The organism is Candidatus Amarolinea dominans (assembly GCA_016719785.1).
Taxonomy (GTDB): domain Bacteria; phylum Chloroflexota; class Anaerolineae; order SSC4; family Amarolineaceae; genus Amarolinea; species Amarolinea dominans.
Genome location: JADJYJ010000031.1, coordinates 103,703 through 117,780, shown reverse-complemented (window position 1 = coordinate 117,780; position 14,078 = coordinate 103,703). Strand labels below are relative to the sequence as shown.

General features: G+C 62.5%; 17 protein-coding genes. 8 read left to right on the top strand and 9 right to left on the bottom strand.

Annotated elements, in window-relative coordinates:
• Positions 1-238: 238 nt before the first annotated feature.
• The 8 genes from IPM84_24490 (at position 239) to IPM84_24455 (ending at position 7,072) form a co-directional block, all read left to right on the top strand.
• Positions 239-442 (top strand): hypothetical protein, encoded by a 204-nt coding sequence (locus tag IPM84_24490; protein MBK9095852.1) that lies wholly within the window; start codon positions 239-241, stop codon positions 440-442.
• A gap of 9 nt (positions 443-451) precedes the next feature.
• Positions 452-1,708: an A/G-specific adenine glycosylase gene (mutY, locus tag IPM84_24485; protein ID MBK9095851.1), complete on the top strand. Its 1,257-nt coding sequence runs from the start codon at positions 452-454 to the stop codon at positions 1,706-1,708.
• A gap of 20 nt (positions 1,709-1,728) precedes the next feature.
• Positions 1,729-2,712 carry a Gfo/Idh/MocA family oxidoreductase gene (locus IPM84_24480; protein ID MBK9095850.1) on the top strand — a complete coding sequence of 328 codons (984 nt, stop codon included), beginning with the start codon at positions 1,729-1,731 and terminating at the stop codon, positions 2,710-2,712.
• Between the two features lie 7 nt (positions 2,713-2,719).
• Positions 2,720-3,598, top strand: a complete 879-nt coding sequence (locus IPM84_24475; protein MBK9095849.1) for a mechanosensitive ion channel — start codon at positions 2,720-2,722, stop codon at positions 3,596-3,598.
• An 87-nt stretch (positions 3,599-3,685) separates the two neighbouring features.
• Positions 3,686-5,278, top strand: coding sequence for an FAD-binding oxidoreductase (locus IPM84_24470; protein MBK9095848.1), 1,593 nt, complete (start codon positions 3,686-3,688; stop codon positions 5,276-5,278).
• Between the two features lie 59 nt (positions 5,279-5,337).
• Positions 5,338-5,613, top strand: coding sequence for a hypothetical protein (locus IPM84_24465; protein MBK9095847.1), 276 nt, complete (start codon positions 5,338-5,340; stop codon positions 5,611-5,613).
• A gap of 101 nt (positions 5,614-5,714) precedes the next feature.
• Positions 5,715-6,299, top strand: coding sequence for a methyltransferase domain-containing protein (locus IPM84_24460; protein ID MBK9095846.1), 585 nt, complete (start codon positions 5,715-5,717; stop codon positions 6,297-6,299).
• Positions 6,296-7,072 (top strand): glucose 1-dehydrogenase, encoded by a 777-nt coding sequence (locus IPM84_24455; GenBank protein ID MBK9095845.1) that lies wholly within the window; start codon positions 6,296-6,298, stop codon positions 7,070-7,072. The genes IPM84_24460 and IPM84_24455 overlap by 4 nt, the downstream gene beginning before the upstream one ends.
• 72 nt (positions 7,073-7,144) lie before the next feature.
• Here the strand turns inward: IPM84_24455 and IPM84_24450 are convergent, their stop codons facing one another.
• The 9 genes from IPM84_24450 to IPM84_24410 form a co-directional block, all read right to left on the bottom strand.
• Positions 7,145-7,600 carry a hypothetical protein gene (locus IPM84_24450; protein ID MBK9095844.1) on the bottom strand — a complete coding sequence of 152 codons (456 nt, stop codon included), beginning with the start codon at positions 7,598-7,600 and terminating at the stop codon, positions 7,145-7,147.
• 187 nt (positions 7,601-7,787) lie between these two features.
• A complete protein-coding gene (locus IPM84_24445) occupies positions 7,788-8,219 on the bottom strand; it encodes a hypothetical protein (GenBank protein ID MBK9095843.1) in 432 nt (143 codons plus the stop codon).
• The gene (locus IPM84_24440) at positions 8,219-8,659 is read right to left on the bottom strand and encodes a hypothetical protein (GenBank protein ID MBK9095842.1); all 441 of its coding nucleotides are present in this window, start codon (positions 8,657-8,659) and stop codon (positions 8,219-8,221) included. Before IPM84_24440 ends, IPM84_24445 begins: the two co-directional genes overlap by 1 nt.
• 246 nt (positions 8,660-8,905) lie before the next feature.
• The gene (locus IPM84_24435; GenBank protein MBK9095841.1) at positions 8,906-9,337 is read right to left on the bottom strand and encodes a c-type cytochrome; all 432 of its coding nucleotides are present in this window, start codon (positions 9,335-9,337) and stop codon (positions 8,906-8,908) included.
• Positions 9,338-9,548: 211 nt separating this feature from the next.
• Positions 9,549-10,058 (bottom strand): nitrous oxide reductase accessory protein NosL, encoded by a 510-nt coding sequence (locus tag IPM84_24430; GenBank protein MBK9095840.1) that lies wholly within the window; start codon positions 10,056-10,058, stop codon positions 9,549-9,551.
• An 81-nt stretch (positions 10,059-10,139) separates the two neighbouring features.
• Positions 10,140-10,967 (bottom strand): ABC transporter permease, encoded by an 828-nt coding sequence (locus IPM84_24425; protein ID MBK9095839.1) that lies wholly within the window; start codon positions 10,965-10,967, stop codon positions 10,140-10,142.
• Between the two features lie 9 nt (positions 10,968-10,976).
• Entirely contained in the window at positions 10,977-11,867 is an 891-nt protein-coding gene (locus tag IPM84_24420; protein ID MBK9095838.1) for an ABC transporter ATP-binding protein, read from the bottom strand.
• On the bottom strand, positions 11,864-13,276 hold the full coding sequence (gene nosD / locus IPM84_24415) for a nitrous oxide reductase family maturation protein NosD (GenBank protein ID MBK9095837.1): 1,413 nt from the start codon (positions 13,274-13,276) through the stop codon (positions 11,864-11,866). Before nosD ends, IPM84_24420 begins: the two co-directional genes overlap by 4 nt.
• Positions 13,277-13,383: 107 nt before the next feature.
• Positions 13,384-14,037: a cytochrome C gene (locus tag IPM84_24410; GenBank protein MBK9095836.1), complete on the bottom strand. Its 654-nt coding sequence runs from the start codon at positions 14,035-14,037 to the stop codon at positions 13,384-13,386.
• Between the last annotated feature and the right edge of the window lie 41 nt (positions 14,038-14,078).

Sequence of the window (14,078 nt, the reverse complement as noted above, 5' to 3'; positions counted from 1 at the left end):
AGCACCTGAGAAGTGACCACAAGACCGGGCCTGCCGCGCAGGCCCGGTCTTTGCATGATTGTGACCTATACTGCAAGCGCGGGAATAGACTTCACTTCTCCGCCTAAGGAAACAGGCGCAATTCGTGCCCGCTTGCAGTCTATTTGCACAGGCCCGCTGATTTGCATCTTGCGTCTTTGTCGTTTATCCTTCCTTTGCGAGTCCGCACCTGTGAGGCCTTTGCATGAGGTGACCTGTTATGGCTGATTGTATCAAATGCAAGACATGGAATCCAGACGATAAGCTGGTGTGCTGGCGTTGCCAGACCCCCCTGCCCAAGCCCGAACCGCCGCGGCGTAAACGTCAACTGTCCAGCACCACGATCCTGTTGGTTGTTGGCGCTTTCTTTCTGATTAGCTGGCTGTTCTTTCAACTCTTCGTGCTCAGCCCCGTTGGCCGCTAAGGGGCTGGCATGACACCGCGCGTGCGTCCCGCTTCCGTTGCTTCCCCGTTGTCTCCGTTGTCTCCCTTGCCTCCCGCTCCCCTGTCTGAGCCTCCCTCTCCGGCGACCCTGACTGCGCGACTGCTGGCCTGGGGGCAAGACCAGGGGCGCTCGTTGCCCTGGCGCACCGTGGACGCCGAGGGCCGCCGTGACCCGTACCGGACCTGGGTCAGCGAAATCATGCTGCAACAGACCCAGGTGAGTACCGTGATCCCCTACTTCGAACGCTGGCTGACGCGCTTTCCCACCGTGGAGGCGCTGGCCGCGGCCCCGCCAGACGACGCCTTGAAAGCCTGGGAGGGGTTGGGCTACTACGCCCGTGCGCGCCATTTGCATCGGGCGGCACAGATCGTCGTCGCGCAGCAGGGCGGCCACCTTCCGCGCACGCGGACGGAGCTGGCCAGCCTGCCGGGCATCGGTCGTTCCACCCTGGGCGCGATCTTGAGCCTGGCCTTCGGTCAGCGCGCCGCCGTGCTCGATGGTAACCTGAAGCGCGTTCTGAGTCGTGTCTTCGATGTGGACACGCCCCTGGGGCAGGCTGCCACCGAGGCGCGCTTGTGGGCGCTGAGCGAAGCGCTGGTCATGACCCTCGACCGGGACGATCAGGCCGGCCCGCTGAACGAAGCGTTGATGGATCTGGGGGCCACGGTGTGCCTGCCGCGCAGCCCTGCCTGCCTGGCCTGCCCGTTGACCGGCCACTGCCTGGCGCAGGCACGCGGCGTGCAGGCCGGCCGCCCCGTGCGCACCCCGCGCAAGGCGCTGCCCTACTTCGATGTGACCTGCGGCCTGATCTGGAAGGGCGACGGTCGTTTGCTCATTGCGCAGCGTCCACCCCACGGTATGTTGGGCGGGCTGTGGGAGTTTCCAGGCGGCAAGCAGGAGCCAGGCGAGAGCCTGCCAGAGTGCCTGCGCCGCGAGATCATGGAAGAGCTGGGGATTGCTATCGAGGTGGGCGAGAAATTGACGGCTGTTCAGCACACCTACACCCACCTGCGCATCACACTGCACGCATTTCACTGCCGTCTGCTGCACGGAGAGCCGCAGGCCCTGGGCGTGGCCGCGTGGGCCTGGGCGTGGCCAGAGGAATTGGCGGCCTATGCCTTTCCGGTGACCGACCTCAAGGTCATCCGGGCGCTGCAAACAGCCATTTCTGTAGGTCCGGTCTCCTGGCCGGACGACGTTGGCGCAAGAAAGCAACCTTTGGCGCAGAGAACGCCGTCATCGTAACCTGAAAAAGGAGGAATTCGATGTCAAGAATTTTGCGTTGGGGCCTCTTGAGCACCGCGCGCATCAACCGGGCCATTCTGACGGCCATGCCCCACTCCCCGCGTAATGTGGTGACCGCGGTGGCCAGCCGCAGCGCAGCCCGGGCCGCCGCCTATGCCGCAGAATGGCGGATCCCTCGCACCTTTGCCAGCTATGAAGCCATGCTGGCCGATCCTGACGTGGATGTGATCTACAATTCATTGCCCAACGCCCTGCACACGGAATGGACGCTCAAGGCGGTGCAGGCCGGCAAGCATGTGCTGTGCGAAAAACCGTTGGCCCTGACCGTGACCGATGTGGATGCTATCACCGCGGCGGCGCAGCAGGCCGGCGTTGTGGTGGCCGAAGCCTTCATGTATCGGCATCATCCGCAGACCCTGCGGGTCAAAGAGATGATCGGACAAGGCGCAGTCGGCGAGATGCGCCTGCTGCGCGGCGCCTTCAGCTACCTGCTGACCAACCGCTCGGATGTGCGCCTGCTGCCTGAACTGGGCGGCGGTTCGCTCTGGGACGTGGGCTGCTACCCCATCAGTTTTGCCCGCTTCCTGGCCGGCGCGGAACCGGTTGAGGTGTTTGGCTGGCAGGTCAGCGGTCCCAGCGGCGTGGATGAGCTGTTCGCCGGTCAGCTGCGCTTTGCCAACGGCCTGCTGGCCCAGGTTGATTCGGCCTTTCAACTGCCCTTTCGTAGTTTCATGGAAATCGCGGGCAGTGAGCGCACGTTGACGGTGGCCGCGCCGTTCAAACCGCAGACCAACGAAGAGCTGATTCTGCGCCATAAGAACGATCTCATCGAAGTTATCAAGATCGCCGGCGAACCATTGTATCGCGGCGAAATTGAGGATATGGCCGACGCGGTGCTGTTGGGCAAGCCGCCGCGTGTCGGCCTGGCCGAAAGCCGCGGCAACGTAGCCACCATCACCGCGCTGCTGGAATCGGCGCACAGCAACCGGCCGGTGAGGCTGTGAACTGACCATGTCCACTCTGTTTCCCGGCTCTCTACCGGCCTCTGCTTTTTTCTGGGGCGACGCGCTCATTCGCATCGGCGTCATTGTGCTGCTGACCCTGATTCTGCTGCGCGTGGTGCGCCTGCTCGCACGCCGCGCGGACCGTCGCTTGCAGGCCGCGGAGAGCGATCGGCAGCAGATGATGCGGGTGCATACCCTGTTGCAGACCGGGCGCAGCGGCATCGAGGCGCTGGTTATCATCCTGGCCGTCTTCATGATCCTGAACGCGCTGGGGATCAACGTGGTGCCCCTGCTGGCCGGCGCCAGTGTGGCCGGCCTGGCTATCTCCCTGGGCGCGCAGACGCTCATCAAGGACTACATCGCCGGCATCCTGATCCTGCTCGATGATCTCTACCGCGTGGGCGACGGGGTCGTGGTGGCAGGCGTGAGCGGCAGCGTCGAACGCATCACCCTGCGCTCCACCTACCTGCGCGATGAAAGCGACGGGCGTCTGCACGTTGTTCCCAACGGCGAGATTCGAGTGGTGGCCAATCGCACGCGCGGCTGGGCGCGCACCGTGGTGGAAGCGCGCCTGCCTTTGGCCACCGACCTGCGCCTGGCGCTGGCAGCCCTGGACGCGGCGGCGCAGGCTGCTTTTGCCGATGAAACGCTGCGCACCACTCTGTTGGAGACACCCCTGGTCGTTGGCCCCGTGAGCGTGCAGGACGACACGGTGCTTGTGCGCCTGACCGCCAAGACCCTGCCTGGCAAACAGGAACAGGTGGCCCCTGCCCTGCGCAGGTTCACGTTGGCCGCGCTGCAACGCGCCGGCATCGAGGTTTTGCCCCTGGTACGACCCGCGGCCGCGCTGCGCGTGCAGATTTTGCCGCCGGAACCAGCGCCATGAAGGCGCGCGCGGGTATGCGCACTCAACCCGACACGGCGCCGGAATCCTGGGGAGTGGCGCTTGTGACAAACTCAAGGAGGTGCCTCGATGCGACGCTGGAATGGCTGGGGTGACGACGCGATCACCTACCCGCTGCCCAAAGCAGCCGGGCAATTTCTGCGCGATTTGGTGGGGCCAGGGACGCGGCCGCGCGATGCAACCTGGCCGGCAGTCATGGCCGCGCTGCCGCGCTCGCGCCTGATTCCCCATCCCCTCGTCTTCGATGAACCCGCTGACCGCCTGCGCCACAGCCGCGGCCAAAGCCTGCCCGACTGGATTGCCCTGCGCAGCGGCCGCCTGGGCGCCTTGCCTGACGGCGTAGCCTATCCCACCAGCGACCGCGAGGTGCGCGCGCTCATCGCCTATGCGCAATCCACCGGCACACGCCTGATTCCCTACGGTGGCGGCACCAGCGTGGTCGGTCACATCAACCCGCTGGCGGAGGCTGCGCCCGTGGTGACGGTTGACATGGGGCGTCTGAACGGACTGCTGCACCTGGACGAACGCAACCACCTGGCGACCTTTGGCGCCGGCATCAGCGGACCAGACCTGGAGACGCACCTGCGCGGCCGCGGCTTCACCCTGGGACATTTCCCGCAGTCGTTCGAGTATTCCACCCTGGGCGGCTGGATCGCGACGCGCTCCAGCGGACAGCAATCGCTGGGCTTTGGGCGCATCGAGCGCCTGTTTGCCGGCGGCCACCTGGAAGCGCCGGCTGGCGTCCTGGATCTGCCCGCGTTCCCTGCCTCGGCCGCGGGGCCAGACCTGCGCGAGATCGTGCTCGGTTCCGAGGGCCGCCTGGGCATCCTGACGACGGCGACGGTGCGCATCACGCCGGTCGCGGCCTGCGAGGATTTCCGGGCCGTCTTCTTCCCCGACTTTGAGTCCGGGCAGGCGGCCGTGCGTGCCATCGCGCAGTCCCGGACGCCCCTGTCCATGCTGCGCCTGAGCACCACGGTAGAGACGCAAACCAGCCTGGCCCTGGCCGGCCACCGGCGCCTCATCGCGGCGCTGGCGCGCTTTCTGGCCGTGAGCGGTATCCGTGACGAGAAGTGCATGTTGATCCTGGGCTTCAGCGGCTCGCAGGCGCAAGTCAAGCTGTCGCGCCAGGTGGCCCTGAGTCTGGCGCGGCAGCATGGCGGCGTCCATGTGGGCCGCACCTTCGGCCAGCAGTGGCACAAGAACCGTTTCCGGGCGCCCTATCTGCGCAACACCCTGTGGGACATGGGCTACGCGCTGGATACCGTGGAGACCGTAACCGACTGGGCCACGGCGCCCGCGCTGATTGCGGCCCTGGACACGACACTCCACCGCGGCCTGCAGGACAGCGGCGAGCGCACGCATGTTTTCACCCACCTCTCGCACACCTACCCCAGCGGCGCCAGTGTCTACACGACCTATCTGTACCGGGTCGCGTCCGATCCAGAAGAGACCCTGCGCCGCTGGCAGGTGCTGAAAGAGGCTGCCAGTCAGGTGATCTTGCAACACGGCGGCACCATCAGCCATCAGCATGGCGTGGGGTTGGACCACAAGTCGTACCTGGCGCAGGAAAAAGGCGCATTGGGCATGGCCGTGCTGGGCGACCTGTGCCGGCGCTTCGATCCGGACGGCTTACTCAATCCGGGCAAGCTGATTGCCTGATTGACAACAACCTGTTTTTCGGCTATATTCAGACGAGTTCCCTAATCAATAAGAGGAAGATGATGGCAAACGAATTTCATGTCAGTATGCAGTTGAATGACCAGGAGCAAGAAGTGGTGGAGATGCTGAAGGACGAGATGCATCTCGCATCCACCGATGATGTGATCCGGCTGCTGGTGCGCCAGGAAGCGCAGCGCAAGGCAGTGGTGTGCCCCACCTGCGGTCATCTGGCGCGCAAGGCGGCGACGGATGTGGCAAACTGCAATTCCTGCCTGTCCGTGATTAACCTGAGTGAGGGCATCTGGGAAGTCGTACAGATGCAGCGACGTCCTTAGCTCGGCTGGGTTTGGCCGCACCATGCGGCCAAGCCTGGCCCCTACGTTCGTTCGCCCGGCACAGCACATAAGGTGGTACGCGTATGGCGTGGAAACGCAAAATGTTGTTCTGGATGGCATACCTGACCGGTAAAGCGCCCTGGGACACCGGCGTCACCCCGCCGGAGGTGATTCGCCTGGTGCAATCGGGTGAGCTGACGCCCGGCTGCGCCGTAGACCTGGGCTGCGGCACCGGTCTCAATGCGATTTTTCTGATTCGTCATGGTTGGCAGGTGGTCGGGGTGGATAGCGAGCCGATCGCCATCCGGCGCGCCAGGCGGCGGGCCGCACAGGAAGTGCCTGCCCTGCGCCAGCAGGCCTGTTTCATGGTGGCTGACGTGACCGATTGGCGCTGGGCCGGTATCCGCTATGATCTGGCCCTGGACATCGGCTGCCTGCACAGCCTGACGCCGGCCGAACAGCAGAGCTATGCCATGTATCTCACGCGTTACACGAAGCCAGGCGCACACTTTTTGCTCTACGCCCGCGGCGCCCAGCGCCTGAACGGGGACGCGGCCTCGTTTGGCCTGGACCAACCGCAAGTCGAAGCGCTGTTGGCGCCGGCCTGGCAGTCGCTGTGGGTTCAACGCGGCCAGGAAGGGGCGCATGCTTCGGCCTGGTATCTCTTCAAGAGGGACGATACGTGAATCAGTTCGATCTCACGGGCAAGGTAGCCATCATCAGCGGCGCGTCGCGTGGCATCGGCGAAGCCATCGCCCTGGCCTACGCGCAGGCCGGCGCGGCGGTGGTGCTGACCAGCCGCAAGCTGGAGAATGTCAGCCTGGTGGCCGATAAGATCAAGGCGGCCGGCGGGCAGGCGTTGGCGTTGGCCGCGCACGCGGGTCAACAGGCCGATACAGAGGCGGTGGTGGCGCAGGCCGTGGCCACCTTTGGCCGCGTGGATATTGCCGTCAACAACGCCGGCACGAATCCGCACTTTGGGCCGCTGCTGACGGCCGAAGGCAGTCATTGGGATAAGATTTTCGAGGTCAACGTCAAGGGCTATTTCTACCTGGCCAAAGCGGTGGTACCGGTCATGCGCAAGCAGGGCGGCGGCAAGATCATCAATGTGGCCTCGATTGCCGGCATCAACCCTGGGCCGCTGATGGGTGTCTACAGCACGAGCAAGGCCGCGGTCATCATGTTGACTAAAGTCCTGGCGGTTGAGCTGGGACCGGAGAACATCCAGGTCAACGCGCTGGCGCCTGGCTTCATCCGCACCAAGTTTTCGGCCGCGCTGTGGGGCAATCCGCAGTTGAAGCAAATGCTGGAGAAGGCCACGCCGCAACATCGCATCGCCCCTGCACAGGAGCTGACCGGCGCGGCGCTCTACCTGGCCTCAGACGCGTCCAGCTTCACGACCGGCAGCGTACTGGTGGTGGATGGCGGTTTCAGCCTGGGCGCTTTGCCTGTCGGATAAGACACAGCCGGCAGGATATTCGCAAGAAACCCGTTTTCTCTCAGAAAACGGGTTTCTTGTTTGATCATTCGTTCAAACCACGCCGCAGTAGGTCTGCAAGCCCTGGTTGAGCGCCCGATGAATTTCGTAGGCGATGGCTTGCGCGACGATGGGGCGAATCAGCGGCACCAGTGGGCGCAGCCACACCGGCAGCCGGTCGGTGATGCGGGCGATCAGTTCGCCAAGCAGTTCGTCCACCTTGGCCTTGATCTCATCCGCGGAGACTACGATCAGCCTGTCGTAGACCTCGGGGCCGCAGATGACCATTTTCGCCACCCGCGCGACCTGATCCCAGAGCCAGCCCAGGATACCCTGCGGATGCTCCAGCGCCCGTTCAGCCTCGGTGGCTTGCGTTACATCGGCTGGAACGACGGCGCGTCGTCCCTCGCCGGCCTCGTACTCCTCAAATGAAGATGGCGCACCGGCCAATAGTCCACGCACCTGTGCGACGAGTTCTTCATCAGCTTGCGGTAACACTGTCTCAGACATGATCTACCTCCGTAATTGTCAAAGAGAGATTGAAATGGATGCTGCAAACCTGGAATGTTGAGCGATCGGGAGGCAACTGGGTGTAGCCCGATCATACCACAAGCGCGGTCAAATAGGAAATAGAAAATAGGAAATAGAAAATAGGAAATAGAAAATAGGAAAAGATGAGAGATGAAGAAATTGTTGCTCACGTCAAAAATGGCTTGATGCGCGGCCAGGCGTGGGTCAGGAAGAGGGCGACGGCCAGGACGAGGAGTGTGCCCCCAACGGCGTTGAACCAGGCGGCGGCCGGCTTTGACCAGGCGCTGGCCAGCCACGGCGCCAGCAGCAGGCAGAGCAGCCCGACGTTAAAATTGACATAACTGATACGCGGCAGCGTGTCGTTGCCGCGGTTGCGGCCTTCGGTCACACCCCAGCGCGGCAAGATCCAGTAGGCAACACCCATGGTGAACTGAATGATCCAGCCGAAGAGAACCAGGAAGACATGCGCCGGCAGCCAGACCCAGATGCCGGGCAGGATACCAAGCCCTTTGGCCGTCAGGATGAGGTCGCCCAGCCCGAAACCGGCGGCCAGGTAGAGAAACGACGTGCGTACCAACCAGCGTGATAGGGTGGGCATTATTTGCTCCCTGTTGCTCCGCCCAGCGGCTTGACGCGCGACCACGAGTTCCAGACGAAAACCCAGCCTGCGCTGACCTGCAGCAGCCCGGACGCTACCAGAGTCCAGCCCCAGACCGGCGCTGGCTGGATGATCTGCAGCGGCTCGGCCAACAGGCGCAGCAGCAGTCCGCTGTTCAAGGCTGCGTAGACAAACCACGCGGCGCGTTCGTTACCCCGCGGTTGTTCCTTGCTGAGGCGTGGAAACATCCAGAAGACAATGCCGAAAATGAGCTGGCTGGCCCAGCCGACCATCAACAGGTGGTAGGCCACGGGGCGCAGCGCAGCCACAACCGGCGGCAGCGTAAGCACCTGCGACCAGAGCAAGACGGCGAAGATCAAGACAGCGATGGTGAAGTAAAGAAATGCAGTCTTGATGCACCAACGGGTAAACGTAGGCATGGAAGATCGTGTCCTTCAGTTCTTGATGAGGGTGAACCCTCGTCCAAATCATCGCGCCATGCCCGGCCGTTGTCTGCGACTTTTGTCATGTCGGTTCCTGCCCCAACTCGCTTCACCTGTAGGCCTGGTCTCCTGGCCGGACGGCGTTGGGACGCGAGAAGGCCGGAGATGAATTTCATCTCCGGCCTTCTCTGCTTCATGTGCGGCGTCAGCAGTCAACTTGCTGTTGGCTGAGACGCAACGTCGTTATGGCTTGTTGATGCTGCGCATGTAGGCAATGATGTCCTGCAGGTTCTGATCGGTCAGCGCCGGGTTGCCGCCCTTAGAAGGCATATCCACACCGGTGGTGTTAGCCGGATCCGTAGCGGGGCGACCCTTCTTGACGAAATCTAAGATCTGGGCATCGGTTTGTGTCTTGACGAATTCCGAAGTGACCCAGGATTTGCCCAGACCCTGCACGCCCACGGCATCAGGGCCATGGCAGGCAATGCAGGCCGAGTCGTACAGCTTCTTACCGGCGACCGCGTCGCCCGTTGCGGCCGGCGGTGCCTTGGGCGCCTCAGTGGCCTTCGGCGCTTCGGTCGGCTTGGCCGGAGCGGGCGTCGCGGCTCCTCCGCCGCAGGCAGCCAGGGACAAAACGACGATCGCCAATACTGCAATCAACCACAATTTTCGCATACGATGTGTTCTCCTCCATGTCAATGAGAAAAGGTGTATTTTCTGTTGCGCCACATTGGGCAGAGACTGCGTCTTGCGCAGCGCAGACCAAAGCATACTACAAAGCGCCGATTTCGTCAATCCTGCAAACACTTGTGACACACTGCGCAAGGTGCGAACAAGGTGGCAGGGAAGACACGATCGGGAGATCGTGTCCGCTCTATGAGCCTGCCTACTTGGTGGGCGTCGGCTGATTGCTGCCGCCCATTCCGCCCATGCCGCTGCGCATGGTGCCGCCCTGGGCCTTGACTGCTTCCCAGTCCATGATTGTGCCGTTCCATTGAGCGGCCAGGGCCTCGGCTCCACCCTGGCTGGAGCTGGCGGCCAGTCCGGTTGCCATTGGCGTCTTGAGGGTATCGCTGTCCACGTAAACGGCCTTCTCGGCCTCGATCCAAGCCTTCGTATCATAATCGTGGACATAGGAGGCCACGAATGTCTGATCCTTGTGCTGCGCCAGGTAACGCACCAGATCGCCGATGTCATCGAAGAGCAGGCTCTCATAGTCGCCCGCGCTGATTTCACGAATCGCCGCGGCAGCAAAACGCTCGTCGTTGATAATCATATCGCAGTCGGCGCACTTGTCTTCGCCATAGCGAATCGTCGGCGGTTTGATCTCGGTTGCCTGGCTGCAACCCGCCAACAGCAGAGTCAGAACAACCATCACCAGAAGGGTAACACGCATTTTCATAGCCAATCAATCTTGCCTTTCTAAAGGTTCAACGTGATGAGGCACAGTTCATCATAGAAAACTAGCGCGGGGCGCTCAAAAATCACCCCGCTGCCTAAACCGACCATAGGCCACCAGTAGGGGCACGAGAACCCAAACCAGGAGCACGGCCAGGAACACCCACAGCAGGCTGTCGCCGTAGGTTTGCAGCGCGTAGAGACCGGCCGGTCCCAACACATCCAGCGTCGCGTTGATGCTCAGGATGGAGGCCATCTTGAACACCTGCAGCGGGTTGGCGCTGGCCAGCAGGAACAGATCGGCAATTTTCAGCCGCATCGAAACGGCTGTCCCCATCATGCCCAGGTCGCCCAGGAAGACGAAGGTCAACCAGAGGAAGAGGGAGATGCCGATGGCGATGCCGGCCTTGTGGGCAAAGGCCGAGATGACGAAGCCGACGCTGAGCATGGTCAGGGCCAGCAGGAACGCCAGGCCAACGAGGACCAGGTACGACTCGGCGTAGGCCATGCCGTTCGCCACCATGACCAGCCCGGAGATGCCGAAACCGAGCGTCAGCGCGGCCAGGATAGCCAGGGCCAGCCCCAGGTACTTGCCCACGAAGACTTCCAGGCGGGTGACGGGCTGCGCCAACAAGTAGCTCAGGGTGCCCCGCTCGGACTCGGCCGCCAGACTCTGCGCGCCGACGGTCAGCGCCATCAGGGGCACAATCAGGAGGACCAGGTTGATCAGGCTGGCGGCTGTGCGCCCAAAACCGGCGAACCCGACGATGCCGGCGCCGGACAGGGCCAGGAACGAAAGCCCCAGCGCCAGCACGGTGAAGGCCACGGTGTAGAGCACGAACCAGCGATTGCGCAGGGAATCGCGCAGTTCTTTTTGCAGCAGCGTTGCCACATTCTGGAAATCCATGGGTTTGCCTCAGATGACTTCGAAATCGCGCACGGTGATCTGGGCCGCGGCCAGGGCCTGTATCGGCTGCGCCTTGTGACCGGGCTGCACATCCACGTAGATGCCGGTACCGTTGCGCGAGGCGCTGAAGCCATCGCGGGTGAGGACCTCCAGCGCCGCGTCCAGCGCGGCGTCGGGCAGATAGAGCTTGACCCGACTCTTGAGGCCGACCGTCCCGGCCAGATTGACCGCCGGCACTTGGGCGATCAGTTTACCTTTCTCAAGCACCAGCGCGCGGTCGGCCAGGGCCTCCACCTCTTCCAGGCGGTGCGAGGTGAAGAGGATCGTCTTGCCGGATGCTTTGACCTCAACCAGGAGTTGCAGAAACTGGTCACGGGCCAGGGTATCCAGGTTGGAGGTTGGCTCATCGAGCACGAGCACCGGCGGGTCGGCCAGGAGGGCCAGGGCCAGGGCCAGCCGTTGTTTCATGCCGCCGGAGAGCGCACTGACCGGCTTGCCGGCATGGTCGGCCAGGCCAACCTGGGCCAGGACCGCATGCGCCCGCGCGGGCGGCACATGCTTGAGACGACCATAGAACTGCGCGGTAGCCAGCGCAGTCAGGTCGTCGTAAAAGGCGAGTTCCTGGGGCACATAGCCGAGTTGGCGGCGAGCGTCACGCCCCCGCCGACGGGCATCCAAACCGTTGATGCTGATGCTGCCCCGGTAGTGGAGCAAGCCGAGCACGCATTTGATGGCTGTCGTCTTGCCGGCGCCGTTGGCACCCCACAGCGCCAATGCTTCACCGGCGGCAACCTCGAAACTAAGGTCGGTGACAACCGTCGTCTTGCCGAAGCGCTTTTCAAGGTTGGCAACCCGAATCATGCCGGTGGAAGGAAGCGGGGAGGATGGTGAGGTGTTCATGGTGTGGCCTGCTTGTGCCGGAACATGGTCAGCCGGCGTCGAATTTGTGGTTGGGGGTAGGCGATCGTCAGGATGGCGGCGGCCAGGGCCAGCAACCCCAGGGCCACGGCCAGCGCTGGCGCCCGCGGCGAGCGCGTCATACCGGGGCCGGGCGGGATGACCGGCGGGTTCATCAGGGGGTTGGCATCACTCATCTTGGGCCGCGGCTGCGTGATGGGGAAGGCGCGCGCGGCCAGGTCAATGGCATCGGTAGCCGGACTGAGATTGAACAGGCGCAGGCCCGGATAGCGGTCCATCAGGTTCTCGAACAGGCTTGTGGACTTGTAAGCAAGGTCGCCGATGCCGTCCTCATTGGCGTCGAAACCGGTGTAATCGCTCCAATAGTTGCCGCGGCCATCCTTCTGCCACAGGTTCCCCTTGAGCTCGCCGCCGCCCTGAATTGCCACCTGCTCGGTGTTTTCCCAGAAGATGTTGTCCCACAACTGGGTGTTGCGCACGTGTGGTAGAAACAGGATACCGATGTCATTGTGAGCAAACAGGTTCAGGTGAAACTGGTCGGTAATGCCGGTGGCTGACGGCGGGTTGTCCAGGTAAATCGCCACCCGGTTATCCAGGAAGCGGTTGCCCTCGGCCTGCACGCCGTCCATATCCTTCAGCCCCAAGCCGTAACCGCTGGGGCCGCGGCTGCGCGCCATCGTGTTGCCGGTGAGGGTGAGGTTCTTGCTATTCATGAGATAGATGCCGACCGAATTGCCTTCCAGTCGGTTGCCGATCAGCGTGTTATTATCGCAAAACATGAAGTGCAGGCCGTATCGCCCGTTGCGAATCACGTTGTTGCGAATCATGACGTTGCTGGAGAACCAGATCACCGCATCGCGGCCGTTCTCGGTCGTGTTATCTTCCAGCAGGCTGTCGTGGCTGTACCAGAAGCGAACCAGGTCGCCGCGATGGGCGGAGGGCAGATCCATGCCGCGCACGAAATTGCCGCGCACAATGCCGCTCGCGGCGTTGTTGAGGTAGATGCCAAAGAGGACATTTTCCAGGTGGTTGCCTTCGATGACCGTTCGTTCGGCCTGGCTTTCGATGCCACCGTCTTCATGTTCGAGCAAACGGCCGCTGTTGCGCAGGGTGAAGCCGCGCAACGTGACGTCAGGCGCGGTGATGAGGACGATGATGCCGACGCCGCCGCCGTCAATCACCGGGTTGCCCAGGCCCACCAGGGTCAGCGGTTTGTCAATGACCACGTGTTCCGGGTAGACGCCAGCCTGCACTTCGATGGTGTCACCGGGTGCAGCCCGGGCAATGGCCGCACTAATGCTGGTTACCGGGCTGTTGGGCGCGACGGTGATGGTGCTGGGCAGGGCCTGGGCTTGGACAATGCTCAGCAAAACGGTCAGGAACAAAATCATGCTCAAATTTCCACGGGGGTCATGTCAGGAGCCGTCATGAAATAATGATCGCAACTCTCACGCTTGCCAAAGGGGCACAGATGTAACACTTGTTTCGTAACGACTCCTTAGCTAACGGCCTGAGCTTGGCGCGCTCTCTCGGCCTCTAGCAGCGGCTTGTAGGCCGCGCGATGCAGCCAAAGGCCAATCAGAATGACCACCGAGGCCGCCATGGCCAGATAGAAACCGGTGTCTACCATGGCGGTGGTACTGAATTGACCGACGGTGCCGGTGCCCAACAGGGTGGGCGTGAATGGTTTGATGCTGCTCGACAGCGGTGCGGCTGGGTCCAGGTTGTGACCAAAGCTGTAGAGCCAGAAGAAGAGGTCGGCCAGGAAAACCAGCGGGTAGGCGATGACCGGCAGCGCCAGCAGGGCCGCCCATTGGTTGTGAATGAAGATCGCCGCAATGAGTAACAGAGTGAGCGCAACAATGGCTATCACGGCGAATGAACGCTCGAACGCGGCGGCTTCTTCCATCTTGGGCATACCGATGTAGTGGTTCAGGCCGTCAATTTCTTTGGCATCGCCGCCCACGCGGTTGACATACAGTTGCACCGTCAGTCCCTTCGGGTACTGTGGTGCATGGAGGGTCAGCGTCCAATAGGGCAGGAAGATTGAAACGACAACCAGCATGGCCGCTAACATGAACATGACGGTGGGCATGACGTAGGTGTTGGGATTGACCATGCGTGGCTGTGGCGAACTGGAAGGTATTGTCATAGGTTGTTTATTTTCGTTTGTCATTATTTCTTTTTTTGTCA

What these genes read in the sequence shown, in the direction of transcription:
- IPM84_24490 (MBK9095852.1), top strand. Translation starts at nt 239, where the DNA reads ATGGCTGATTGTATCAAATGCAAGACATGGAATCCAGACGATAAGCTG.
- mutY (MBK9095851.1), top strand. Translation starts at nt 452, where the DNA reads ATGACACCGCGCGTGCGTCCCGCTTCCGTTGCTTCCCCGTTGTCTCCG.
- IPM84_24480 (MBK9095850.1), top strand. Translation starts at nt 1,729, where the DNA reads ATGTCAAGAATTTTGCGTTGGGGCCTCTTGAGCACCGCGCGCATCAAC.
- IPM84_24475 (MBK9095849.1), top strand. Translation starts at nt 2,720, where the DNA reads ATGTCCACTCTGTTTCCCGGCTCTCTACCGGCCTCTGCTTTTTTCTGG.
- IPM84_24470 (MBK9095848.1), top strand. Translation starts at nt 3,686, where the DNA reads ATGCGACGCTGGAATGGCTGGGGTGACGACGCGATCACCTACCCGCTG.
- IPM84_24465 (MBK9095847.1), top strand. Translation starts at nt 5,338, where the DNA reads ATGATGGCAAACGAATTTCATGTCAGTATGCAGTTGAATGACCAGGAG.
- IPM84_24460 (MBK9095846.1), top strand. Translation starts at nt 5,715, where the DNA reads ATGTTGTTCTGGATGGCATACCTGACCGGTAAAGCGCCCTGGGACACC.
- IPM84_24450 (MBK9095844.1), bottom strand. Translation starts at nt 7,600, where the DNA reads ATGTCTGAGACAGTGTTACCGCAAGCTGATGAAGAACTCGTCGCACAG.
- IPM84_24445 (MBK9095843.1), bottom strand. Translation starts at nt 8,219, where the DNA reads ATGCCCACCCTATCACGCTGGTTGGTACGCACGTCGTTTCTCTACCTG.
- IPM84_24440 (MBK9095842.1), bottom strand. Translation starts at nt 8,659, where the DNA reads ATGCCTACGTTTACCCGTTGGTGCATCAAGACTGCATTTCTTTACTTC.
- IPM84_24435 (MBK9095841.1), bottom strand. Translation starts at nt 9,337, where the DNA reads ATGCGAAAATTGTGGTTGATTGCAGTATTGGCGATCGTCGTTTTGTCC.
- IPM84_24430 (MBK9095840.1), bottom strand. Translation starts at nt 10,058, where the DNA reads ATGCGTGTTACCCTTCTGGTGATGGTTGTTCTGACTCTGCTGTTGGCG.
- IPM84_24425 (MBK9095839.1), bottom strand. Translation starts at nt 10,967, where the DNA reads ATGGATTTCCAGAATGTGGCAACGCTGCTGCAAAAAGAACTGCGCGAT.
- IPM84_24420 (MBK9095838.1), bottom strand. Translation starts at nt 11,867, where the DNA reads ATGAACACCTCACCATCCTCCCCGCTTCCTTCCACCGGCATGATTCGG.
- nosD (MBK9095837.1), bottom strand. Translation starts at nt 13,276, where the DNA reads ATGATTTTGTTCCTGACCGTTTTGCTGAGCATTGTCCAAGCCCAGGCC.
- IPM84_24410 (MBK9095836.1), bottom strand. Translation starts at nt 14,037, where the DNA reads ATGACAATACCTTCCAGTTCGCCACAGCCACGCATGGTCAATCCCAAC.